This is a genomic window from Micropruina sonneratiae (assembly GCF_025972045.1).
GTDB classification, from domain to species: Bacteria; Actinomycetota; Actinomycetes; order Propionibacteriales; family Propionibacteriaceae; genus Micropruina; species Micropruina sonneratiae.
Genome location: NZ_JAPDHX010000011.1, coordinates 10,321 through 31,478, shown reverse-complemented (window position 1 = coordinate 31,478; position 21,158 = coordinate 10,321). Strand labels below are relative to the sequence as shown.

The 21,158-nt window shown below is 70.6% G+C and carries 27 protein-coding genes and 1 tRNA gene; 17 read left to right on the top strand and 11 right to left on the bottom strand.

Features of this window, described 5'->3' with window-relative positions:
• Nucleotides 1–230 (bottom strand): hypothetical protein (locus OIE40_RS16745; RefSeq protein WP_264704157.1); only part of this gene is annotated, 230 nt, incomplete at its 3' end.
• A 170-nt stretch (nucleotides 231–400) separates the two neighbouring features.
• The gene (locus OIE40_RS16740) at nucleotides 401–844 is read right to left on the bottom strand and encodes a hypothetical protein (protein ID WP_264704156.1); all 444 of its coding nucleotides are present in this window, start codon (nucleotides 842–844) and stop codon (nucleotides 401–403) included.
• Nucleotides 845–1,032: 188 nt separating this feature from the next.
• Between OIE40_RS16740 and OIE40_RS16735 the strand changes: the two genes are divergently transcribed.
• A complete protein-coding gene (locus OIE40_RS16735) occupies nucleotides 1,033–1,326 on the top strand; it encodes a type II toxin-antitoxin system Phd/YefM family antitoxin (protein WP_264704155.1) in 294 nt (97 codons plus the stop codon).
• A complete protein-coding gene (locus OIE40_RS16730; protein ID WP_264704153.1) occupies nucleotides 1,323–1,586 on the top strand; it encodes a type II toxin-antitoxin system RelE family toxin in 264 nt (87 codons plus the stop codon). The genes OIE40_RS16735 and OIE40_RS16730 overlap by 4 nt, the downstream gene beginning before the upstream one ends.
• A 223-nt stretch (nucleotides 1,587–1,809) precedes the next feature.
• Here OIE40_RS16730 and OIE40_RS16725 read toward each other — a convergent pair whose 3' ends face one another.
• Nucleotides 1,810–2,157 (bottom strand): type II toxin-antitoxin system PemK/MazF family toxin, encoded by a 348-nt coding sequence (locus tag OIE40_RS16725; RefSeq protein ID WP_319805242.1) that lies wholly within the window; start codon nucleotides 2,155–2,157, stop codon nucleotides 1,810–1,812.
• On the bottom strand, nucleotides 2,157–2,384 hold the full coding sequence (locus OIE40_RS16720; RefSeq protein ID WP_264704151.1) for a ribbon-helix-helix domain-containing protein: 228 nt from the start codon (nucleotides 2,382–2,384) through the stop codon (nucleotides 2,157–2,159). The genes OIE40_RS16725 and OIE40_RS16720 overlap by 1 nt, the downstream gene beginning before the upstream one ends.
• A gap of 779 nt (nucleotides 2,385–3,163) precedes the next feature.
• Between OIE40_RS16720 and OIE40_RS16715 the strand changes: the two genes are divergently transcribed.
• Together OIE40_RS16715 and OIE40_RS16710 are read left to right on the top strand one after the other, a co-directional pair.
• The gene (locus tag OIE40_RS16715; protein WP_264704149.1) at nucleotides 3,164–3,400 is read left to right on the top strand and encodes a hypothetical protein; all 237 of its coding nucleotides are present in this window, start codon (nucleotides 3,164–3,166) and stop codon (nucleotides 3,398–3,400) included.
• Nucleotides 3,397–3,588 carry a helix-turn-helix domain-containing protein gene (locus tag OIE40_RS16710; RefSeq protein ID WP_264704147.1) on the top strand — a complete coding sequence of 64 codons (192 nt, stop codon included), beginning with the start codon at nucleotides 3,397–3,399 and terminating at the stop codon, nucleotides 3,586–3,588. Before OIE40_RS16715 ends, OIE40_RS16710 begins: the two co-directional genes overlap by 4 nt.
• A 31-nt stretch (nucleotides 3,589–3,619) precedes the next feature.
• Here OIE40_RS16710 and OIE40_RS16705 read toward each other — a convergent pair whose 3' ends face one another.
• Together OIE40_RS16705 and OIE40_RS16700 are read right to left on the bottom strand one after the other, a co-directional pair.
• A complete protein-coding gene (locus tag OIE40_RS16705; RefSeq protein ID WP_264704145.1) occupies nucleotides 3,620–4,837 on the bottom strand; it encodes a tyrosine-type recombinase/integrase in 1,218 nt (405 codons plus the stop codon).
• A 227-nt stretch (nucleotides 4,838–5,064) separates the two neighbouring features.
• Nucleotides 5,065–5,150, bottom strand: a tRNA-Leu gene (locus tag OIE40_RS16700).
• A 180-nt stretch (nucleotides 5,151–5,330) separates the two neighbouring features.
• On the opposite strand from OIE40_RS16700, the gene sbnA reads away from it, so the two are divergent.
• The 7 genes from sbnA (at nucleotide 5,331) to OIE40_RS16665 (ending at nucleotide 12,694) form a co-directional block, all read left to right on the top strand.
• Complete coding sequence (gene sbnA / locus OIE40_RS16695; RefSeq protein ID WP_264704143.1) at nucleotides 5,331–6,359, top strand: 2,3-diaminopropionate biosynthesis protein SbnA; 1,029 nt, start codon at nucleotides 5,331–5,333, stop codon at nucleotides 6,357–6,359.
• Entirely contained in the window at nucleotides 6,356–7,996 is a 1,641-nt protein-coding gene (locus OIE40_RS16690) for an FAD/NAD(P)-binding protein (RefSeq protein WP_264704141.1), read from the top strand. Before sbnA ends, OIE40_RS16690 begins: the two co-directional genes overlap by 4 nt.
• Nucleotides 7,993–9,369: a Y4yA family PLP-dependent enzyme gene (locus tag OIE40_RS16685; RefSeq protein ID WP_264704139.1), complete on the top strand. Its 1,377-nt coding sequence runs from the start codon at nucleotides 7,993–7,995 to the stop codon at nucleotides 9,367–9,369. Before OIE40_RS16690 ends, OIE40_RS16685 begins: the two co-directional genes overlap by 4 nt.
• A gap of 117 nt (nucleotides 9,370–9,486) precedes the next feature.
• A complete protein-coding gene (locus tag OIE40_RS16680) occupies nucleotides 9,487–9,954 on the top strand; it encodes a pyridoxamine 5'-phosphate oxidase family protein (protein WP_264704137.1) in 468 nt (155 codons plus the stop codon).
• Between the two features lie 83 nt (nucleotides 9,955–10,037).
• The gene (locus OIE40_RS16675) at nucleotides 10,038–11,354 is read left to right on the top strand and encodes a M20/M25/M40 family metallo-hydrolase (protein ID WP_264704135.1); all 1,317 of its coding nucleotides are present in this window, start codon (nucleotides 10,038–10,040) and stop codon (nucleotides 11,352–11,354) included.
• 58 nt (nucleotides 11,355–11,412) lie between these two features.
• Nucleotides 11,413–11,598: a hypothetical protein gene (locus tag OIE40_RS16670; protein WP_264704133.1), complete on the top strand. Its 186-nt coding sequence runs from the start codon at nucleotides 11,413–11,415 to the stop codon at nucleotides 11,596–11,598.
• A gap of 130 nt (nucleotides 11,599–11,728) precedes the next feature.
• The gene (locus tag OIE40_RS16665; RefSeq protein WP_264704131.1) at nucleotides 11,729–12,694 is read left to right on the top strand and encodes an aldo/keto reductase; all 966 of its coding nucleotides are present in this window, start codon (nucleotides 11,729–11,731) and stop codon (nucleotides 12,692–12,694) included.
• 141 nt (nucleotides 12,695–12,835) lie between these two features.
• Here the strand turns inward: OIE40_RS16665 and OIE40_RS16660 are convergent, their stop codons facing one another.
• A complete protein-coding gene (locus OIE40_RS16660; protein ID WP_264704165.1) occupies nucleotides 12,836–13,669 on the bottom strand; it encodes an undecaprenyl-diphosphate phosphatase in 834 nt (277 codons plus the stop codon).
• A gap of 180 nt (nucleotides 13,670–13,849) precedes the next feature.
• On the opposite strand from OIE40_RS16660, the gene mshC reads away from it, so the two are divergent.
• Nucleotides 13,850–15,082, top strand: coding sequence for a cysteine--1-D-myo-inosityl 2-amino-2-deoxy-alpha-D-glucopyranoside ligase (mshC, locus tag OIE40_RS16655; protein WP_264704129.1), 1,233 nt, complete (start codon nucleotides 13,850–13,852; stop codon nucleotides 15,080–15,082).
• Nucleotides 15,083–15,154: 72 nt separating this feature from the next.
• Here mshC and menC read toward each other — a convergent pair whose 3' ends face one another.
• Together menC and OIE40_RS16645 are read right to left on the bottom strand one after the other, a co-directional pair.
• Nucleotides 15,155–16,276 carry an o-succinylbenzoate synthase gene (gene menC / locus OIE40_RS16650; RefSeq protein WP_264704127.1) on the bottom strand — a complete coding sequence of 374 codons (1,122 nt, stop codon included), beginning with the start codon at nucleotides 16,274–16,276 and terminating at the stop codon, nucleotides 15,155–15,157.
• The gene (locus OIE40_RS16645; protein ID WP_264704125.1) at nucleotides 16,276–17,067 is read right to left on the bottom strand and encodes a hypothetical protein; all 792 of its coding nucleotides are present in this window, start codon (nucleotides 17,065–17,067) and stop codon (nucleotides 16,276–16,278) included. Before OIE40_RS16645 ends, menC begins: the two co-directional genes overlap by 1 nt.
• 80 nt (nucleotides 17,068–17,147) lie before the next feature.
• Here OIE40_RS16645 and OIE40_RS16640 point away from each other — a divergent pair, with 80 nt between their 5' ends.
• Genes OIE40_RS16640 through OIE40_RS16630 form a run of 3 tightly spaced genes read left to right on the top strand, consistent with a single transcriptional unit; the run spans nucleotide 17,148 to nucleotide 18,750 of the window.
• Nucleotides 17,148–17,414 (top strand): phosphoribosyl-ATP diphosphatase, encoded by a 267-nt coding sequence (locus OIE40_RS16640; RefSeq protein ID WP_264704123.1) that lies wholly within the window; start codon nucleotides 17,148–17,150, stop codon nucleotides 17,412–17,414.
• Between the two features lie 29 nt (nucleotides 17,415–17,443).
• Entirely contained in the window at nucleotides 17,444–18,289 is an 846-nt protein-coding gene (gene hisG / locus OIE40_RS16635) for an ATP phosphoribosyltransferase (RefSeq protein WP_264704163.1), read from the top strand.
• Nucleotides 18,286–18,750 carry a PH domain-containing protein gene (locus tag OIE40_RS16630; RefSeq protein ID WP_264704122.1) on the top strand — a complete coding sequence of 155 codons (465 nt, stop codon included), beginning with the start codon at nucleotides 18,286–18,288 and terminating at the stop codon, nucleotides 18,748–18,750. The genes hisG and OIE40_RS16630 overlap by 4 nt, the downstream gene beginning before the upstream one ends.
• Nucleotides 18,751–18,860: 110 nt before the next feature.
• Here OIE40_RS16630 and OIE40_RS16625 read toward each other — a convergent pair whose 3' ends face one another.
• Nucleotides 18,861–19,298: a hypothetical protein gene (locus OIE40_RS16625; RefSeq protein WP_264704120.1), complete on the bottom strand. Its 438-nt coding sequence runs from the start codon at nucleotides 19,296–19,298 to the stop codon at nucleotides 18,861–18,863.
• 9 nt (nucleotides 19,299–19,307) lie between these two features.
• Between OIE40_RS16625 and OIE40_RS16620 the strand changes: the two genes are divergently transcribed.
• Nucleotides 19,308–19,910, top strand: a complete 603-nt coding sequence (locus OIE40_RS16620; RefSeq protein WP_264704118.1) for an SseB family protein — start codon at nucleotides 19,308–19,310, stop codon at nucleotides 19,908–19,910.
• On the opposite strand, the gene OIE40_RS16615 is transcribed toward OIE40_RS16620, so the two are convergent.
• Nucleotides 19,907–20,194, bottom strand: a complete 288-nt coding sequence (locus OIE40_RS16615) for a hypothetical protein (protein ID WP_264704117.1) — start codon at nucleotides 20,192–20,194, stop codon at nucleotides 19,907–19,909. The two genes, OIE40_RS16620 and OIE40_RS16615, sit on opposite strands and share 4 nt — an antisense overlap.
• Before the next feature lie 327 nt (nucleotides 20,195–20,521).
• Between OIE40_RS16615 and infC the strand changes: the two genes are divergently transcribed.
• A partial coding sequence (infC, locus tag OIE40_RS16610) for a translation initiation factor IF-3 (protein ID WP_264704115.1) occupies nucleotides 20,522–21,158 on the top strand: 637 nt, incomplete at its 3' end.

Sequence of the window (21,158 nt, the reverse complement as noted above, 5' to 3'; positions counted from 1 at the left end):
TTCTGGCAGAGCACCTTCCCGAACTTGACCGCCTGGCTTCTCCAGCTGCGAAGTTCGTAGACGTCCTGACCCTCCTTCCCCAGGTAGAGTCCGTCAAAGCCCCACATGCGGCGCAACACGCTTGCTTTGTGACGGTGTTCGCGGCTATCACCTACCCCGCCGCACCACCAGCAAACCCCGCTCTGATCGCGGCGCAACTTGTCCACGTCCCCCTGCTGGCGGTGGTTCATGACCAGAGTCTCGCACGCCCTCCAACGAGGTCCCCGGCTCCGTGGCGGCAGACTCAGGTGCGGGTGGAGGGGACTTCGCCAAGGCGAGCATCGTCTGCCGAACGTCCGGATCTGCCGCATTGGGTTGCGTGCTGTTGCAAGTCAATGGAGCGGCAGGGGATGCGCACGGTTCACCCCTCGGACGGTTGGATTCGGTTGAAGGGGGAGGCGGCCCCGGGCGGGGCCCGGTCCGCCTCGGGGATGCCGACCGGATCGGTGCCTCGCTGCAGCATCCGCCGTTGGGCGATGAGCTGTTCGCCCTCAACGGAGTCGTTGCCGTCCAGCCCAAGCAGCCAGACCAGGGTGCGGCGGTCGAGGTCGGAAGTGGCAGGACCTTCAGGGACATACGCGATCGCGTAGGTGGGGCGGGCGCCCCCGGTCGCACGTGACCATCCCTCGGCCTGGGTCTGGGCCCAGTCGATCACCTGGAGCACGTCCGCGCCAGTGATGTCGTAGGTGGCGACCGCACCGAACGTGGTGTCGCCGCCGGACTCGTGAAGGTACACCCGGAAGCAGGGGTCGTGCCGTTCCCGGTAGTTCGTCCGCTCGTCGACCGCGATGACCTGTATCGACATCTATCTCCTCGCCCCGACAGATCGGCACCTGTATCGCCGGAATTCTGTCGGCGATGCAAGCGCGACCGCAACCCCAGCCCATCCAGAACTCCGATGACGCAAGTCCGGAACTGCCGCAACTGGCTCGGTCGATCTGCGGGACGTCGGACGATCGATCTGTCGACGCAACAGCGCGCCAAGATGTACGTTTGAGCGGTTTCGGCGGGTATGCTCATGTCATGAGTGAAATGACTGTGAGCGATGCTCGTGCGCGCCTGGCTGATGTCGTGGACTCGGCCAGGGTCGGTCACAATCCGGTCTATCTGACTCGGCGTGGGCAGCGAGTGGCCGCGGTCATCGACTCCGAGGACCTGGACCGTTTGATCGCCGCCGCCGAAGATCTGGCCGACATCGAGGCAGCTCGCGCCGCTCGTGCCGAGATCGCCGACGGCGAGCCGGTAATACCGTGGGAGCAGGTCAAGGCCGACCTCGGCTTGGCATGACCTACCGCGTCGAGGTTGCCGCGGCGGCTGCACGTCAGTTGCGAAAGCTGGACCGTTCCGCTCAACGCCGCGTGCAGGCGGCGATCGAGTTATTGGCAGACGAGCCCCGACCCAGCGGTGCCAAGAAGCTGGTCGGTGGAAATGGCGAGTGGCGCGTCCGCACCGGCGACCACCGGATCGTGTACGAGATCCATGACAACGTGCTCGTGGTTCTGGTCATCGCCGTCGGGCACCGACGAGAAATCTACAATCGCCGGTAGCCAACGCCCTGAACTGCCGCGGATCGGTACGCTCGTCGAGTACGGCCGATCAGCCGGTAAGGCGACAGCGAGTTGTCCCGACAGGGTTCAAGAAGGGCTGAAAGTAGACCCCGATGTCGCGCCGTACTCAAACGTACTGATCTGCCGCGCGGGGTTTGTGAGGGTGGCCTTCGGCTTCGGTTCCCGAGTGCATACGACCGCTCCTGACCGCCCAGAGTGTGTGTCAGAGCTGGAGATGGAGCCGCAGGGCGTCGTCGAGCTTGCTGATCAGGTGCGTGGGCAGGCGGCCGATCACCGGGCCGATGCGTTCGATCGACACCGAGCGGACCTGTTCGGCCTGAGCCTTGGAGTCCACCCGGATCCCGACGTCATCAGCGGGCAGCAAGACCTGGAACGGGAAGACTCGGGAGATGTTGCTGGTGATCGGCACAACCGTGACCACCCCTCGGCCCAACCTGGCAGCGGTCGCGTTGGCGCGGTCGTTGCTGACGATGATCGCGGGCCGTCGCTTGTCGGCCTCCGCGGCCCTGGCGGGGTCCAGGTCAGTCAGGCGGATCTCACCTCGCAGCATCAGCCAAGCCCGTCAGCGACGGTGCCCGCCCACGCCTCGGAGTCCCCGGAGTCCTCCCACTCCTGCCACGCCGCGGCATAGGCGTCGTCCAACTCGGGATCTCCGAGCAACTTGATCGCCTGCTGGATTGCTGCCGACCGAGACTTCAGACCTGCCGCCCTGGCGTACTTGTCCAGCGTTTCGACCTCGCTCGGCGAGAGGCTCACACTCAACTTCACTTGACTCATGCCACCATGGTAGTACCGCAACAGCTACCGCAGTGGCCTTGTCGGATCTGCCGCGGTCCGCTTGGACGCTGGTCGGGCCCCTTGTGCCGCGTGCAGGATTCTCGCGGTGGTGCCACGGTCACGGCCGGTCTAGGTCGGCGCACAACGCGGTCTCCTGTGCGTCCCCGGCGATGCCGCGATGGACTTGGTACCGGCCTGGCGTGCTGCGACCAAGACATTTCATGTCAGCGAAACGTTCGAGGTGAATGCAGAAGGTGTGTGGCTCTTGAGAACGATGAAGCGGTGACGCGGGGAAGCGATGTCACCTGGGTTCGTGAGGTCGGCTCGCAGAGGTGAGGAATGCGGTCGGAGGGTCTTGGTGGGCTCGAGGGCGGGGTGGTGCGGGATCAGGCTGCGGAGTCGAGGCGACGGCCTGAGCCAGTGCCAGCCTGCATGGTCAATCACTCAACATGTCCGAATCCGGGGTGCCTCAGGTCGGTAAGGAGGCGACCGAATCGGAAGGCGGTGGGGCAGTGACGAGGCAGGCGGCTCGGCAGGCAGCGCGGCGGCGCGTTATCGAGTCGATGGCGTCGCGCCGACCGCGCACTCGCACCGCCGACCTGGCCGAGGGCGGCGCTGCGACTGCTCCGGGCGATGAGTCGTCCGTCTGTCCCAGATGCGGCGAGCCGGTTCGCTACGCAGGCCGGGGACGGCGACCGATCTGGTGCTCGGCACGGTGCCGGACGCAGGCGTCCATCGAACGGCGCGGCAATCGCATGGTCGGGGTGGAGCCGCGCGTCGTGCGTGTTGTCCGGGCGGCGGTCGGTCCCAAGGCGGAGCCGACTTCGGTCTCCAAGCGGCTGACGGTGGGGGAGTGGGCGGACATGCTGGGCAGGTTTCGCCACGCCCTGGCCGCGGGTGCGATCTACGACCGCGAACTGGTGCAGCTGGTCGAGCCCCTGGGCGGCGTCCTGGAGGCGTTTCAGCGGCGCAGTAGCCGATCCCAGGCATTGGCGGGTGGAAGGAGATGGCGGTGACCACACAGCAGTACGAGTCCCTGGCTCAGGCGGCGCAACGGACGGGTTTGAGCACCCGTACCCTGCGTCGCCGCATCGCCGCCGGTCTGCTGCCGGCGTTCGTGTCCGGGCGCCGGACGATCCGGCTGAAGGTCGAGGACGTCGACCGGATGATGAAGCCCGTCATCCAGGGCCTGATGGTCGGCTGAGCGCCACCCCCGATCCGCCGAGTGCGCCTGCCTAGTCGTCCATTCCCGGCAGTTCCGACTGCTCACGCTTCCTGCTGGACTCCCGAGGTCGCCGTGCACGCGGCGGCGATTGCGGCGTCCAATCGTTGCCGGTCGCGAGCTGGGACATGCGGGCCGCCAGTTGGGCGTCGCGATCGGCCGCGACGTGCTGGTAGCGCATCGCCATGTTGGGGGTGGAGTGCCCGATCCTGGCCTGCAGCTCGGCCACGGTCGCACCGAGCTGGGCGGCCAGGGTGGCGCTGGTGTGCCGCAGACCGTGAATGGTCAGCCCGGGCATGCCGATGGCTGCCTTGCCCTTGTCGTGGGCCTCGCGCAGCACGCTGTCGTTCAACGGTGAGACGCCGTCGCCGGCGGGGAACAGCAGGGCGTCCCTGCCGCGTGTGGGCTGCCGCCGTTGCCACTCGCGCAGCGACGGCACCAGGTGCGGCGGAATGGTCACGTCCCGGACGCCGGCGGTGGTCTTCGGCGGCCCGATCAGCAACTGACCCGCGAGCCGGACGACACCTTGGCGTACCCGCACCACGCCGGCGTCCAGGTCGAGATCACGCACGCGCAACGCCCGCACCTCACCGGAGCGCAGCCCGCACCAGCCGGCCAGCAGCAGCGGCACCCGCCGAGCCTCCGGTACTGCCTCCAGGTAGGCGGCCAGCTGCTCGACGCTCAGCACCTCGATCTCTCGGGCACGGGTCTTCTGTCCGCCGGCCTTCACCCGGCACGGATTGGTGGCGATCAGGCCGTCCTCGACGGCGTCCTTCAGGATCGACTTCAGCAACCCGTAGGCGTTGGCCTGCTGGGTCGGTGTCGCGTTCATCGATCGGTACCAGGCGGTCACCTCCGCCACCGAGATCTCGGACGGCTGACGGTCACCGAAGGTCGGGGTGATGGCCAGCCGCAGGAGCTTCTCATACAGGGCCAGGGTGGCCGGACGGAGCCGGCGGCGTCCGATCACGGTCGCCGCGTACTCGGACAGAGTGGGCGGCCGCTGCTGCGGAGCCTCCGCCACTTGGCGTACCGGCGGGCTCCATTCGCCGCGGCTGATCGCCCGCTCCTGGGCGACCAGCCATGCCTCGGCGTCGATCCGGGCCACGAAGGTGGTGCGTGCCGAGTGCCGGTTCAGGTCGGGACCGGTGAACCGTGCCCGGAACCGTCCGCTGGGCAACTTCGAAATCTCGCCGAAGGTCCGCTTCGCCGACCGGCGCCGGCTAGTCATGGCGTGCCGCTTCGCATGCTCCACTTACCGAGTGGAGGCACTCCGGTTTCGGACAGCCAGGGCAGGAAAACGATCCTCCGCGTTCCCCACGACCGGCGTGTCGTGGGGAATACGTGGGGAATGAACGCCCCCAAATGGCTTCTTGTGTCCACACCTGTCCACCAGCGGTGGAGGCGAAACGCCTAGTCAGGGGATATTCGGCCTGGTCAGAGCGACCCGCAAATTTGTGTCCGAGAGAGGACTTGAACCTCCACGCCCTATAACGGGCACTAGCACCTCAAGCTAGCGCGTCTACCTATTCCGCCACCCGGACAGAGTGGTGCGCCCGGCGCGCCGGGCAACCACGTCAGCATATCCGCCCTGCTTGAGGGGCTCAACTTGGCTGGGACGGCGGGGCGTTCCGGCCACGATCCGGACGCCGGACGTCAGGCTGTCCGCACTTGCATACCCACGGGTGAAGGGAATCGGCCTGCCCGGCCCGTACGGTGGAGAAATGTCCCGGAGTCGTCGCGGACTCGTCGGCGCTGAACTGGACGAGGCAGAGCTGCTGGTCGGCAATACACCGCTGGTGCCGCTGCGCCGGCTTCAGGGTCGCACCGACATCCAGTTGTGGGCGAAGCTCGAATCGTTCAATCCCGGCGGCAGCGCCAAGGACCGCACCGCGTTGGCCATGCTGCGCCAGGGCTGGATCGACGGCACGATCGGTCCGGAGTCGATCGTCGTCGAATCGTCCTCGGGCAATCTCGGCGTCGCCCTGGCCCGCTGGTGCAGCCGCCTGCGGCTGCCCTTCCACTGCGTGGTCGACCGCCACGCCAACCGGGCCACGGTGGCGCTGATCGCCGCGCTGGGTGCGGTGGTGCACACCGTCGAGCGTCCCGATCCGGTCACCGGTGACCTGCTGGCCGCCCGGATGGCCAGGGTCCGCGAGCTGATCACCATCCTTCCCGGTGCGGTGTGGCTCAACCAGTACGCCAATCCGGCCGCGCTGCGCGCCCACGCCGACGGCACCATGCGCGAGATCGCCGAGGCGCTCGACCATCGCGTGGATCACCTGTTCGTCGCGGTCAGCACCACCGGCACCCTGGGCGGCTGCGGCACCTACGTCCGCGAGCACGCGATGCGGACCCGGCTGGTCGCGGTCGACGCCCTCGGCAGCGTGCTCTTCGGCGGTGAGCGTTCCAAGCGTCTGCTGACCGGCTTCGGCGCCGGCACCGTTCCACCGCTGGCCGAGGACCTCCAACCGGACGCAGTGGTGCGCATCGCCGAGGTCGACAGTGTCGTCGGCTGCCGCCTGCTTGCCCGCCGGGAGGCGATCGTCGCGGGCGCCTCATCCGGCGCCGTCATCCAGGCCCTGCTGCGGGCGGCGCCCTCCTTTGCGCCCGGGGACACCGCCGTGGTGGTGCTGCACGACGGCGGCGTCCCGTACCTGGACAGCGTGTACAACGACGCCTGGGTCGAGGATCACCTGGGCGTCGACGCCGCCGAGTTGCAGCGCCGCACGGCCGCGGCGTCCGAACGATGAGGGTGGCCGTCGTCGGCGGCGGACCCAAGGGCTTGTTCGCCGTCGAGCGTCTAGTGGCGCGGTTGCCGGACGCCGCCCCGGTCGAGATCGTCGTGTTCGATCCCCAGCCGCCGGGCTGGGGAGCCGCCTACCGGCCCGACCAGCCGGGCTGGCTGCGGCTCAACGTCAGCGCCGCGATCGTGGACGCCGGCTGGCGGGTTCCGGGGGAGCCCACCCTGGGCCTGCCAGACTTCGCCACCTGGCGAGCGCGCCGGGGTGAGGCCGAGCCTCTGGAGCCGTTCCCGCCGCGTGCCCTGGTCGGCGCCTATTTGGCCGAATGCTGGTCGATGATCGCGCACCGAAGCCCGGGCGGCGTCGGGCTCGAACACCGGCCACGCCGAATCGAGTCCCTGGCGGCCGAGGGCGAAGCGTGGCGGATCGGCGACGAACTCTTCGACGAGGTGCTGCTGGCCACCGGCCACGCAACCGACTGGCCGGGGGTGCTGCGGCGCGACTGGCGCGGCACGCCCACGCTGGTGCCTGCGGTCTACCCGACGAGCCGGCTCGACGAGGCGACGGTGCCGCCCAACGCCGTTGTGACCTGTCGCGGCGCCGCCCTCACCTTCATCGACGCCGCCCTGGCCCTCACCGAGGGACGCGGGGGGCGGTTCGCCGACGGGAGTTACCGGCGCAGCGGGGCAGAACCGGTCGTGCTGCGCCCCGTCGGCCGGCGCGGCCGGTTCATGGAGGTCAAACCGCAGCCCGGCGTCCGCTTCGGCGTGGAGGACCTGCGCGAGCGCGGCCTGCGGGCCTGCCGAGCCGCCGCCGGTGACGTCGCCGGGGTGCTGGCGGCCGTCAGAGCGACGGCGCAGTCGTACCTGGAGCGGGTCGGCGGCGGCGCCCTGGCCGACGACGACTTCCTGCTGCCGGCCGTGGCCGATCCACTGGCCGAACTGCGGCGCTCGCTGCGGGTCGCCCGTGGTGACGAGGTGCCGAGGACCCCGTGGGCGCTCGGTCAGGCATGGCGCGACCTGTACCCGGCGATCGTCGACCAGCTCGGGAACGGCTGGCGAGGTGGTTCCGGTGGCCCCGGCCGCTCCGACGGCTCCGATCGAGCCGAGAGGGCCGGCGGAGGTGGCCGGCGCGCTGCGACCGGAACGACGGACTCACCGGCCGCCACGAGTTCGTCTGCCGCACCCACCGGCTGGGATCGGTTCGCCGAGGTGGCGCGCCGGCTCGAACCGGTCGCCTTCGGGCCTCCGCCGGTGAACGCGGCCAAGCTCGTGGCGCTCGGCGAGGCGGGCCTGCTCGACACCCGCTTTCTGGCCGGCGACTGGACGGGCGCCATCGCCGGCGCCGACGTCGTCATCGACTGCGTGCTGCCGCCGCCCGGGCTCGTGCCGGGCCAGTGGCCGGCGACCCTGGTCGATGCCGGGATCCTCACCCGGGCGCCCGGACGCCGCGGCGTCGCGGTCGCCCCCGACGCCTCGTGCCTGGACGCCGACGGCAGGCCGATACCCGGGCTGTCGGCCGTGGGGCGTCCGACCGAGGACGTGGTGATCGGCAACGACACGCTCTCGCGCAGCCTGCACCCGGGTATCGACCATTGGGCCGACCGGGTGGCCAGGATGGCCCTGCGACAAGGGGTGACGGCATGACATCCCAGCCGGCGGTGCATGGCGATCCACCGCTGACCGGACGCCTCGAGCCCTGGATGAGCGACCTGCTCGCCGACCCGGACGCCTGCCGGAAACTCCTCGACACCCACGGCTCACCGGTCAACGTGCTGAACGCCGACCCGTTGAGTCGCCGCGCCGCCGAACTGGTCGGCGTGGCCGCGCAGGCCGGCGTCGACCTGCGACTGTTCCTTGCCCGCAAGGCCAACAAGGCGCTCAGCTTCGTCGACGCCGCGAATGCGGCCGGCCACGGTGTCGACGTGGCGTCCGAGGCCGAACTGCGTCAGGTGCTCGGGCGCGGGGTGCCGGGGGAGCGGATCATCCTCACTGCCGCCGTGAAGCCCGATGCGCTGCTGCGCCTCGCCGTGGACCACGGGGCCACCATCTCGCTGGACAGTCCCGACGAGGCGACCAGGGTCAGCGAACTCGCCGTGGCCGCGAACCGCCCCGCCCGGGTTGCGCCGCGGCTGATGCCCGACGCCGCCCACCGCCTGCCGCCCACCCGGTTCGGAGCCCCGGCCGGCCAGTGGCTCACCCTGCCTGAGATGGCAGGCGTCGAGATCGTCGGCGTCCATTTCCACCTGCACGGCTACGCCGCCGCCGACCGGGCCGCGGTGCTCGGTGACGCCCTCGGGCTGGTCGACGAGCTGCGCCGCCACGGGGCACGTCCGGGATTCATCGACATCGGCGGCGGCATGCCGATGAGCTACCTCGACGACCGGGGCGAGTGGGACTCCTTCTGGCAGCGGTACCGGTCGGCGTCCGGCGAGCAGGTGACCTGGAAGGGCCGCGAACTGCGCACCGTCTACCCGTTCCACCAGGCAACGGTGCAGGCGCCCTGGCTGACCGATCTGCTCGGCACCCCGCTGCCTGGACGCGGCACCGTGGCACAGGCGCTGGCAGAGTCGAGGCTGCGGCTCCACCTCGAGCCGGGGCGGGCGCTGCTCGACGGCTGCGGAGTCACCCTCGCGCGGGTCTCATTCGTCAAACGGCGCAGTGACGGGGTCGGCCTGGTGGGTCTGGAGATGAACCGCACCCAGTGCAGGTCGACCTCCGACGACTTTCTGGTCGACCCACTGTTGCTGCGCTCCGGAGCCCCGGGCGAGGGGTTCGACGGCTTCCTGGTCGGCGCCTACTGCATCGAGGACGAGGTTCTCCTGCTGCGCAGAATGATGTTCCCACAAGGGGTGACGGCCGGAGATGTGGTGGTGCTGGTGAACACGGCCGGGTACCTGATGCACATTCTGGAGAGCGCGTCGCACCAGATCCCGCTGGCCCGCAACGTCGTCCGGACGCCGACCGGCTTCGCGCTCGATCCGATCGACGAGCCGGCCGCAACCTTGTACAAACCCTAGACATCAATGGCTGGGCGGGCTACCGTGAAGGAACGGTCGACATCCCCCCGTTGGCCGAGTCTCTGCGCCGCCTGGACTTCCCCCGTCCGGGCGGCGCATCCATTTCAGGAGGAAACCGTGACTGACACCGCCCAGACCCTCGCCGACCTGGTCGAGGGCGCCCGCTTCGCCATGTTGACCAGCACCGACGCCGCCGGCGGCCTGGTCAGTCGGCCGATGACCATCCAGGAGATCGACGGCAACGACCTGCTGTTCATCACCCAGGCGTCCACCGACGTGGCGCAGCAGAGCGACGGGCGTGCGGTCAACCTCGCCATCGTCGAGGACAGCCGCTGGGTCTCCATCGCCGGCACCGGGAAGGTCGCCGAAGAGCCGGAAACCAAGCGGCGCCTGTGGGACGCGGCCAACGACGCCTTCACGCAGGGCGGGGCAGACAACCCCGACAACGTGGTGCTGCGCGTCAGCGCCGACTCGGCCGAATACTGGGACTCCCCGGGCGGCCTCGCGATCGTGTTCGACATCGTCAAGGCCAAGGTCACCGGCGAGACCCCGCACAGCGGCGACCATGGCACCGTGGAGCTCTGAGTCGGTCCGCCAGATGGACCGCACCGCGCCCGAGTGCCCGCACTCGGAACGACCTCAGGTCGCCGGTGCGGCAGGATGGCCTCATGACCGTCGAGAGCAGCCCTGACGCCGAAGTCGTCGACCTGTGCAGTGACCTGATCCGGATCGACACCACCAACTACGGTCCGGACGGCTCCAAGGGCGAGCGGCTCGCCGCCGAGTACATCGCCGCGAAGCTGGCCGAGGTCGGCATCGAGTCGGAGCTGTTCGAACCGGCGCCCACCCGCACCAACCTCGTGGCCCACTGGGCGCCCGAAGGCTGCGACACGTCCCTGCCGCCGCTGCTGGTGCACGGGCACACCGACGTCGTGCCGGCGCAGGCCTCCGACTGGCGGGTCGACCCGTTCGCCGGCGAGATCGCCGACGGGTGCGTCTGGGGGCGGGGCGCGGTCGACATGAAGGACTTCGACGCCATGGTGCTGTCGGTGGTGCGTGACCGGGCCCGCACCGGGCGGGCGCCGCGGCGTCCGATCAGACTGATCTTCACCGCCGACGAGGAGGCCGGCTCGAGCGTCGGCGCGCACTGGCTGGTGGAGCACCATCCCGAACTGATCGCCGACTGCACCGAGGCGATCGGCGAGGTCGGCGGCTTCTCACTCTCGGTCCGCGACGACCTGCGCCTGTACCTGGTGCAGGTGGCCGAAAAGGGCCTGGCATGGCTCAACCTGATCGCGGACGGCACCGCCGGCCATGGCTCGATGCGCAACCCCGACAACGCCGTCACGGCGCTGGCGTCGGCGGTCGCCAGGATCGGCGCCTACGACTGGCCGCACCGCATCCACCCCGCCCAGCAGGCCTTCCTCGATGCCGTGGAGGACGCCCTGGGCATCGAGATCAACGCCGACTCGGTCGAGGAGTCCCTGGCCCGGCTCGGCACAGTGGCGCGGATGGTGGGCGCCACCATGTCGAATACCACCAATCCGACGATGCTGAAGGCCGGCTACAAGGTCAACGTGATCCCCGGGCAGGCGAGCGCCGGCATCGACGGCCGATTCATCCCGGGCTACGAGCAGGAGTTCTTCGACACCCTCGCCGAACTGCTCGGTGACAAGGTGCGCTACGAGTTGGTCGCGCACCATCCGTCGGTCGAGACCGAGTTCTCGGGCGCCCTGGTCGAGGCCATGCAGTCGTGCCTGTCCGCCGAGGACCCGCACGCCAAGGCGGTGCCGTACCTGATGAGCGGCGGCACCGACGCCAAGGGCTGGGCGCAGCTCGGCGTCCGCTGCTTCGGCTTCGCACCCCTGCAACTCCCGCCCGAACTCGACTTCGTCGCCATGTTCCACGGCGTCGACGAAAGGGTGCCGACGGAATCGCTGGAGTTCGGCTCCCGGGTGCTCGACCGCTTCCTCGACCAGGCCTGAGGCGTCCGAACCCGGCGTTGGCTACCCTGAACGCACACCCTCCAGGAAGGAGCGTCCGATGACAGTCGGCGGCGGATTCGCAGGCAGTGGCGCCTTCATGGCCCAGTCCACCGATCAGCTCCGCAAGGACAATGCGCTCGGCGACTTCGCGTTGTCCGCCGAGGAGGAGCAGATCCGCGTGATCCAGGCGCCTACGGCCGAGCAGGCCGCTGAGCGCGCCAAGGAGCAGAAGACCGACTCGTAGCCGACCTCCCCGGCCGAGCGCCGCCGAAACCGCTGGTCAGCGTCATATTGTCGGGCCTCACTGCGCTCGATCACCGAGAGCCGGTGCGCGGCGGCGGTTCCCGTTTCGTTCCACCACTAGGGTGACGGCCATGGAACGTCGCGCCGTGGGGGACAGCGGCCTGCAGGTCTCCCGCCTCGGCCTCGGCACCCTGACCTGGGGCCGCGACGTCCAGCCGCGGGACGCCCGGGCGCTGCTCAACCGCTTCGTCGAGGCCGGCGGGAGCCTGGTCGACACCGCCGCCGCGTACGGCAACGGGGACGCCGAACGCATCATCGGCCGCGCCATCCACACCGACCTGACCAGGGACGAGCTGGTCATCGCCACCAAGGGCGGTTTCGGCGTCCGCGGCGGGGAACGCGTGGTCGACACCTCCCGCACCGCCCTGCTCGCCGACCTGGCCGGTTCGCTGCGCCGGTTGCACACCGACCACGTCGACCTGTGGCAACTGCATGCCTGGGGCGCCGCCCCGCTGGAGGAATCGCTGGCCGCCATTGATCACGCCGTCGTCCAGGGCATGGTGCGCTACGCCGGGGTGTGCAACTTCGTCGGCTGGCAGACCGCCCAGGCCGCCACCTGGCAGTCCGCCTTTCCCGGCCGCGCCCCGGTGGTCAGCGGACAGGTCGAGTACTCGCTCCTGGCCCGCCGCGCCGAGGTCGAGGTCGTGCCGGCGCTTCGCGCGTTCGGGATGGGGCTGTTCGCCTGGTCGCCCCTCGGACGGGGCGTGCTGGCCGGCCGCTACCGCACGGGCCTGCCCCGCGACAGCCGCGGGGCCCAGCCGCACTTCGCCTGGTTCGTCGAGCCGTACCTCGAACCGCGGTCGCGGGCGGTGACCGAGGCGGTGGCCACCGCCGCCGACGGCCTCGACCTGAGCTGCGCGCAGGTCGCCCTGCTGTGGACGCGGGACGCTCCCGGGGTGACCGCGCCGTTGATCGGCCCGCGCACGGTGTCGCAGCTGGACCAGTTGTTGGAGACCGAGGAGCTTCGGCTGCCCGACGAGATCACCTCGGCACTCGACGACGTTTCGGGTGGCCCCAACGCGGGGCGTCCGGCCTAGCAGTCTTCTTCGGCGTCCTCTACGTGGGCATCGCCAACCATTGGCCGCTCGCACAGTGCGGGGGCGGCAAACAGCCAGGCGAGCGGTACCGGACCGACGGCTGGGAGTGGACCCAGACCGGGCGATCCGGAGCCACCGCCGTCAGGTCGCGCTGATCACCTGGGTCGCCAGCAGCACGACGATCACGATCGCCAGCGCGATGCGGTAGATGATGAACCCGGTGAAGTTGTTCTTCGACACGTAGCGCAGCAGCCAGGCGATCGAGGCGTAGGCGACGACGCCCGACACGACCGTGCCGATCGCCGTCGAGGCCCAGCCGACCCCGTCGGCGATGTGCTTGGCCTCCTTCACCGCCTGGTACAGCCCGGACGCCACCAGCGTCGGAATGCCGAGGAAGAAGCTCATCCGGGTGGCCGAGACCCGGTCGAGGCCGAGCAGCAGGCCGGTGGTGATGGTGGCGCCCGACCGGGACACGCCGGGCACCAGCGCCAGCGACTGCAGGGCGCCGAGAATGATGCCGTCCCTGACGGTGATCGAATCCTCGCCGCGGGTCTGCTTGCCCAGCCTGTCGCCCACGAACATGACGATCGACCAGCCGACCAGGCCGGCCACGACCGCCCACAGGCTGCGCAGCGGTCCGGTGATGAGCGGCTCCGCCAGCAGCGCGATCACCGCTGTCACGGCGAAGCCGGCGATGATCGCCCAGCCCATCCGGTAGTCGGCGTTGCGCTTGCCGGCGTCCCTCAGCCCGGCGAACCAGGCGGTGGCGAAGCGGACGATGTCGGACCAGAAGTAGATGATCGAGGCGATCATCGCGCCGACCTGGATGATCGCGGTGTAGGCGGTGACGCTCGCGTCGTCGATCGGCAGCCCCATCAGCTTCTCGGTGACCGTCAGGTGTCCGGTCGACGAGATGGGCAGGAACTCGGTGATGCCCTCGACGATGCCGAGCACGATCGATTGCCACCAGTTGATCATGGGTGCCCTTTCGGGGTGGGATTGCCGGCGGTCAGCCTACCCGGGCCGGCCGCCCTCGCCGTACGGCGGCTCGGGCGCGGCCAAGTCGATCAGGGTGCGGAAGCGGCGCGGAGCCGTCGCGGTGACGCGGCTACGCTGACCTGGGGACGCGATGGGCGCGTCCGCTAGGAGGACTCCGTGGAAGCCTGGTCGGCGCCGCACGTACCCACCCTGAGTCCGGCGGCAGGCCAGGTGCTGGTTCACGACACCGCGCTGGCCGAGTTGCTGCCCATCGCGCCGGAGTCCGGTGAGGCCCGCATGTACGTCTGCGGCATCACCCCCTATGACGCGACCCACCTGGGCCACGCCAACACCTATGTCGCGTTCGACCTTCTGCACCGGGTGTTGTTGGACGCCGGGCTGCGGGTCTGCTACACCCAGAACGTCACCGACATCGACGATCCGCTGCTGGAGCGGGCGGAGGCGACGGGCGTCGACTGGCGCGACCTGGCCCAGGGACAGGTGAACCTGTTCGCCGCCGACATGACCGCGTTGCGGGTTCTGCCGCCGCGCGACTACGTGGGGGCGGTCGAGGCCATCCCGGTCGTGGTCGACCTGATCGAGTCGCTGAAGCTCACCGGGGCGATCTACCAGGTCGACGACCCGCAGTACCCGGACTGGTACTTCGAGGTGCGCCGTGCCCCCGGCTTCGGCCGCCTGTCGAAGCTCACCGACGACGAGGCGGTCGCGGTGTTCGCCGAACGTGGTGGCGACCCGGAGCGCCCCGGCAAGCGTGACCCGCTGGACTGTCTGGTGTGGCGGCTGGAACGTCCGGGCGAACCGGCCTGGGAAAGCCGGCTGGGCCGCGGCCGGCCCGGCTGGCACATCGAATGCACCGCGATCGCCCTGCAGCACCTGGGCGCCGACTTCGACATTCAGGGCGGCGGCTCGGACCTGATCTTTCCGCATCACGAGATGTGCGCCGCCGAGGGTGCGATGGCCACCCGGCAGCCCTTCGCCAAGGTGTACGCCCATGCCGGCATGGTCGGCCTCGACGGCGAGAAGATGTCCAAGTCGAAGGGCAACCTGGTGCTGGTCAGCAAGCTGCGCGGCGACGGCGTGGACCCGATGGCGATCAGGTTGGGGCTGCTGGCCCGCCACTACCGCAGCGACTGGGAATGGACCGACCAGGCACTCACCGGGGCGATCGGCCGGCTCGACTCCTGGCGTGCTGCCGTCGGCCGCGGCGCCGCGGCGCCCGCGGGGCCGGTGATCGCCGCCCTGCGCGACGCGCTGCGCACCGACCTGGACGCCCCCGCGGCGCTGGCGGTCGTCGACGGTTGGGCGGCCACCGACGGTGACGATCCGGCCGCCCCGGCCGCCCTCGCCGAGGCGATCGACGCACTGCTGGGCGTGGCTCTCGCCGGCTGAGGCACGGGGCGCGCGAGCCCGTCCACATCAGGCACCGACTACGGTGCCCGATCTGGACCGACCCGGCCGGCGCTAGCCCACCTCGTGGCGCACCGACTCGATGCCGAACTCCTCGATCGCCGCGGCGTCCACCTCGACCCCGAAACCGGGGCCTGTCGGAGGCGCCAGGCAGCCGTCTGCGTCCAATTCGAAGGCGCGGCCGATGTCGGCGGCGTAGTACCGCGAGGTCGCAGAGATGTCGCCGGGCAGGGTGAACCCGGGCAGCGTCGCCAGTGCGAGATTGGCGGCCCGGCCGACCGCGGTCTCGAGCGTGCCGCCGCAGAACACCGGTACTCCGTTGGCCAGGCAGACGTCGTGGATCTGCCGTGAGGTGAGGTAACCGCCGACCCTGCTGGGTTTGATGTTCACCACATCGGCCGCGCCCAGCCGGATCGCGGTCATCGCGTCGTCCAGCGACAGCACGGACTCGTCCAGGCACACCGGCGTGCCCCGGCGGGCCGCCAGCGCGGCGTGCGCCACCAGGTCGTGACGCGCGAACGGCTGCTCGATCAGCAGCAACCCGTACGCATCCAGCCTGGTCAACAGCGGTATGTCGGCGGCGGTGTAGGCCTGGTTGGCGTCCACCTGCAGCGGCAGGTCGTCGCCGAACGCCTCGCGCACCGCCCGCACCGGCGCCAGATCCCAACCCGGGGCGATCTTCAGTTTCACCCGCCGGTAGCCGTCCTCCAGGTACCCGGCGACCCAGGACAGCAGCGTGTCGAGGTCGCCGGGGATGCCCACCGACACGCCCACCCGGATCGGCCGGGACGCCGAGCCCAACCAGTCCACGAACGGCAGTTCGTGCCGGCGCAGTTCGGCATCCAGCACCGCTGTCTCGATCAGTCCACGCGCCAGCTGGTTGCCCGGCACCCCCGACATCGCCGCCCGTACCCGGCCCACCGTGAGCGGACCGGCCGCGGCGAGGGGGGAGAGCAGGGGCAGCAGCACCCGCTCGATGGTCAACCGGACGCCGTCGATGTACTCCGGGAAGTAGATCGGCTCGGCGTCGGCGGCCGATTCGCCCCAGCCCACGATCCCGTCGGAGTCGCAGAAGCGGGCGACCAGCACGTCGCGCACCGTCTCCTCGCCCTTGCTGGTGCGGAACGGTCGCACCAGCGGCATCGCCAGCCGGTGCAGGTCGAGCGTGGCCGGCATCAGATCTCCTTCGTGAACACGTAGTGGCCCTGGCCGTCCAGGCCGGCCGGACGCAGGCCCGCCTCGAACAGGACGTCGAACGCAGCCCGCGCGGCGAGCCGCCAGCGGCGTCCCAACCCGGGATCACCGGCACGCAGCGCCTCGATGTCGGCGGGCACCTGCACGCGCACGACGGCGGCGGGGGTCGACGCCTGCGGCACCGGCTCGTTCCGGTCGCCGACGGCGAGCAGCACCGGTGCCTCGGCCGAACCCTCCGGCAGCGGTCCTGAACCGGGCTCGTCGGCCAGCCGCCACTCGACGACGAAGCGATCGGGCAGGTCGCCGGCGTTCACGGCGTCCAGCATGGGCGGGTAGTAGTCGGGCACGAACGCCGTGACCCGGCCGCCCAGCCGGTTGAGGTTGAAGTGGGCGTTGCGCCTGATCAGCGGGTCGTAGGTCCAGGTGAGGTGGGTGGCGCCGCGGGCCAGCGACCAGTCCCGCTGGGCGAGCTTGAGCAGCCGGCCCAGGCCGCGGCCGGCCTGCGTCGCGGCGACCCCGGCGATGTAGGAGTACACCCGTGCGGAGTTCGGGGCGCCGACCAGGCCGATGGTGACCCCGACCAGTTCACCGGTGGGCGTCCAGGCGCCGATCACGCAGCCGCCGGCGTGGCTGAGGGCCGCCATCAGGTCCGCGGGAACCGGCGACTCGGCCGCCGGCACACCCCAGATCTCGGCGAGCAGCGCCGCGGCGGCGACCCGGTCGACGTGCTCGGTGAGCTCGGCGATGCGCACCTCGCCACCCCGGTCGTCCATGGCCCCAGCATGCCGCACCTCCGCCCGCCGGCACCGCCGGGTGCGAATGCCGGGCGCCAACGGGCCTAGACTGCCTGCCCGTGACCAAGACCTTCGAAGAACTGTTCGCCGAGCTGCAACGCAAGGCTGCCGAGCGCCCCGAGGGCTCGCGCACGGTGCGCGAGCTGGAGGCCGGCGTCCATGCCATCGGCAAGAAGGTCGTCGAGGAGGCTGCGGAGGTGTGGATGGCGGCCGAGTTCCAGTCCAGGGACGCCGCCGCGGAGGAGATCAGCCAGTTGCTGTACCACCTGCAGGTGATGATGATCGCGCTCGGGCTGGACCTCGACGACGTGTACGCCCACCTGTGAGTAGCATCGACCGGGTGTCCGAACGCCCCCTGCTGAAGATCGCCGTGCCCAACAAGGGCTCCCTGTCCGAGGCGTCCACCGAGATGCTCCGCGAGGCCGGCTACCGGCAGCGCAACGACTCCAAGGACCTCGTCCTGCTCGACGAGGACAACGGGGTCGAGTTCTACTACCTGCGGCCACGCGACATCGCGGTGTACGTGGGGGAGGGCACCCTCGACCTGGGGATCACCGGCCGCGACATGCTGATCGATTCGGCTGCCGACGCCGAGGAGGTGCTGCAGCTCGGCTTCGGCGGCACCCGCTTCCGGTTCGCCGCCCCCGACGGTGCCGGGTGGACCGCCGCCGACCTCAACGGCAAGCGGATCGCCACCTCCTACGCCGGGCTGGTCGGCGGCTGGCTCGACCGCAAGGGCATCGAAGCGCGGTTGATCAGGCTGGACGGTGCCGTGGAGTCGTCGGTCCGGCTCGGTGTCGCGGACGCCGTCGCCGACGTCGTCGAGACCGGCAGCACCCTGAAGCGGGCGGGCCTGGAACTGTTCGGCGACGCGATCATGACGTCGGAGGCGATCCTCATCCAGCGGGCCGGACGGCCGGCGCCCCAGGGCATGGACCGGCTGGTGCGCCGGCTCACCGGTGTGCTCACCGCACGCACCTACTACATGGTCGACTACAACGTTCCCGAGACGGCGCTCGAGGCGGCCTGCGAGGTCACGCCGGGCCTGGACGCGCCGACGGTGTCGCCGCTGGCGAAGCCGGGTTGGGTGGCGGTGCGCGCGATGATTCCGCGCACCGACGCCCCGCAGATCATGGACCGGCTGTGGGACGTCGGCGCCGACGCCATCCTGGTCACCGACATCGTCGCCTGCCGGCTGTGAACGCCCCGGTCACCTTCCGGCCCGCCGCGGCGCTGCGGATGGGGCTGTCGCTGTCAATCTCCCTGGTCGCCGCCGCCATCCTGGGCTGGGTGATGACGCCCCAGCGGGTCCGCGACCTGTTCACCCCCATCCAGGTGGCCACCCTGGTGCTGTTCCTGGTGGTGATGGTGGTGATGGCGCTGGTGTTCGGGCTCAGCTTCGTGACCGCCGACGACCATGGACTGCGGTTCCGCAACGGCATCCGCAGCCACGACGTGCCGTGGTCGGAGATCACGGCGTTCCGCTACCGCGACGGCGACCCGTGGGCGTTCGTGCTGGTGCGCAGTGAGGTCGAGCAGCGCCCCCTGCTGGGGATCCAACGCAGCGACCGCGACCTGGCCGACGAGCACGTGGCCGAACTGCGCCGCCGGCTCGCCGAGGCGTACGGAGTCGAGCGCAACGATTCGGACGCCGCCCAGTAGGAGAGCGGGCACCACCCCGTCATCGCACCACCACGTCATCCCGGGCCTGCCCCGGGATCCCCGGCGCCCGGAAGAAAAGCGTCCCGCCACCCGGCGACCCGGGCGTGTGCTCAGGGAGTGTTCTGCCGATTCTCCGGCAGGATGAGCGTCTGCTCGGCCTCGTTGCGCGGCGGCTGGCGGTACACCGGGGCCTCCCGGGCCGGGGCGACGCTGGCCGGGGCAGCGGTGGAGACGGGCTTGCGGGTGCGCTTGCGGTTCGGCACCAGCCGCGAGAGGACCAGCAGCGCGACAGCAAGGCCCAGCACGCTCAGCCCGATCAGCACCGGCACCGTGAACACCAGCCCCTGCCACCACATCGCCAGGGTGTTCCAGCCGTCGATCGCCGCCTGCGACAACCCGGCAAGCCACACGCCGAGCGGCAGCAGCGCGATCCCCAACCAGGCCAGCACCGCCTTCCACGGCGCCCGCGACCAGATGCCCGCCACGAGCACGAGGCCGACGACGGTCCAGCCGATCACGGCGATCATCACCCAGGTGGAGAGGTTCATGCGGCCAGCGTGCCAGCATCGACCCCGCCCGGCCAGCACCCCAAACGGCGGCGCGTCGACGACCTGCCCGAGCGGGGCACGGCGATAGGCCCGATGTGGTTGGCTGAACAGATGGGAACCCTCGGACAGGTAAACGCGGCATGGGCCGGCGATCGCGGCGAACCGGACGCCGGCGTCCGGGCCGCGCTGGCGCTGTCCGGCACCGGGCAGGACGCCTACCTCGCGGCCGTGGCGGCGCTGTGCGGCGCACGGCTGCTGATGCCGGTCGTGGCGGCAGGTGACGAGGCCGGCGGCGGGCCGGACCCCGAGCGGCACGCCGAGATGTCCGCGGTGCTCATGCGGTCGGCGTCCGGCCGCAACGGGGCGCTCGCCTTCACCGGAGCGGACGCCCTGCACGCGTTCGACCCGCAGGCGCGCCCGGTGCCGTGCACCCTCGACGAGGTGGCGACGACCGCGCTCGATGCCGGCGCGGAGGCGATCGTGGTCGACCAGGCCGGACCGAACCTGCTGGTCATCGAGGGCGACCTGTTGATGCAGCTGGCCGCCGGCAACCGGCTGGTGCCGCTGCACGACGGCTGGGGCTGGCTGAGCGTCACGAACGCCGGCGACTAGCCCCGACGCTCACCGGTCGACCCGTTCGAGCTTGTAGTACAGGCGCACCACGGTGGCCCGCCGCAGCCGTCCAGGTCGTCCAGGGACGCCATCAGCCCGGCGGCCGGCACGTCGCGCGGCACCGAGCCGCCGAAGGCTGCCGCCTGCGCGTCCAGCCAGCCGTCGGCCACACTGGACGACGACGACATCGGTACCGCCAGCCACGACTGTGCGCCGGCCAGATCGACCGGCCGGCCGACCAGCCGCCACCTCTTGCGGGTCAGCAGGTCGACGAGGGCGAACACGCCCCTACGCTAACGGCTGCGCATGGCCGGCGCCGCCCGGCCGGACGCCGGCCGACCGCCGATTGGGCGTCCGCGGGCCGGACAAGCTAGAATGATCGGGTTGACCGGCCGTCCAGGCTGGTCCGCTGAAGTGGGGTCCCGCACTCCCACCCGTTCCGGCTCCCGGGCCGGCGGGTCGCAACCAGGTCGTCGCCGCGCGCGCCGGCCGGTCCCGTGGGCCTCCGCATCGGCGGGGGCCTTTTGGCGTTCCGGTCGACCACACCCGCTGCACAACCTGGAGGAAACATCAGCGAACCACGGATCAACGAGCGCATCCATGCCAACGAGGTGCGCTTGGTCGGGCCGGCCGGCGAACAGGTCGGCATCGTCCGGCTGGACGACGCCCTGCGACTCGCTCGCGAGGCCGATCTCGACCTGGTGGAGGTGGCGCCGATGGCGCGTCCGCCGGTCGCCAAGCTCATGGACTACGGCAAGTTCAAGTACGAGGCCGCCCAGAAGGCCCGTGAGAGCCGGCGCAACCAGACCAACACCGTGATCAAGGAAATGAAGCTCCGGCCCAAGATCGACAGCCACGACTACGAGACCAAGAAGGGTCACGTCGTGCGCTTCCTGAAGGCCGGCGACAAGGTGAAGATCACCATCATGTTCCGCGGTCGTGAGCAGAGCCGTCCCGAGCTCGGCTTCAATCTGCTGAAGAAGCTGGCGGACGACGTGGCCGAGGACGGCTTCGTCGAGTCCGCGCCGAAGCAGGACGGCCGCAACATGCTGATGGTGCTGTCGCCGACCAAGAAGAAGTCCGAGGCCAGGGTGGACGCCGAGGCGAACAAGCAGGCGCGGATGGCCCAGCGGGCCGCCGACGCCGAGGCCGAGCGTTCCGCCGAGGCCGAGCATCGTGGCGCCCCCCCCGGCCGCCCCACCACCCCCCAACGCCCGGGTGCCGCCGCCACCAATGGCCCCCCCCAAC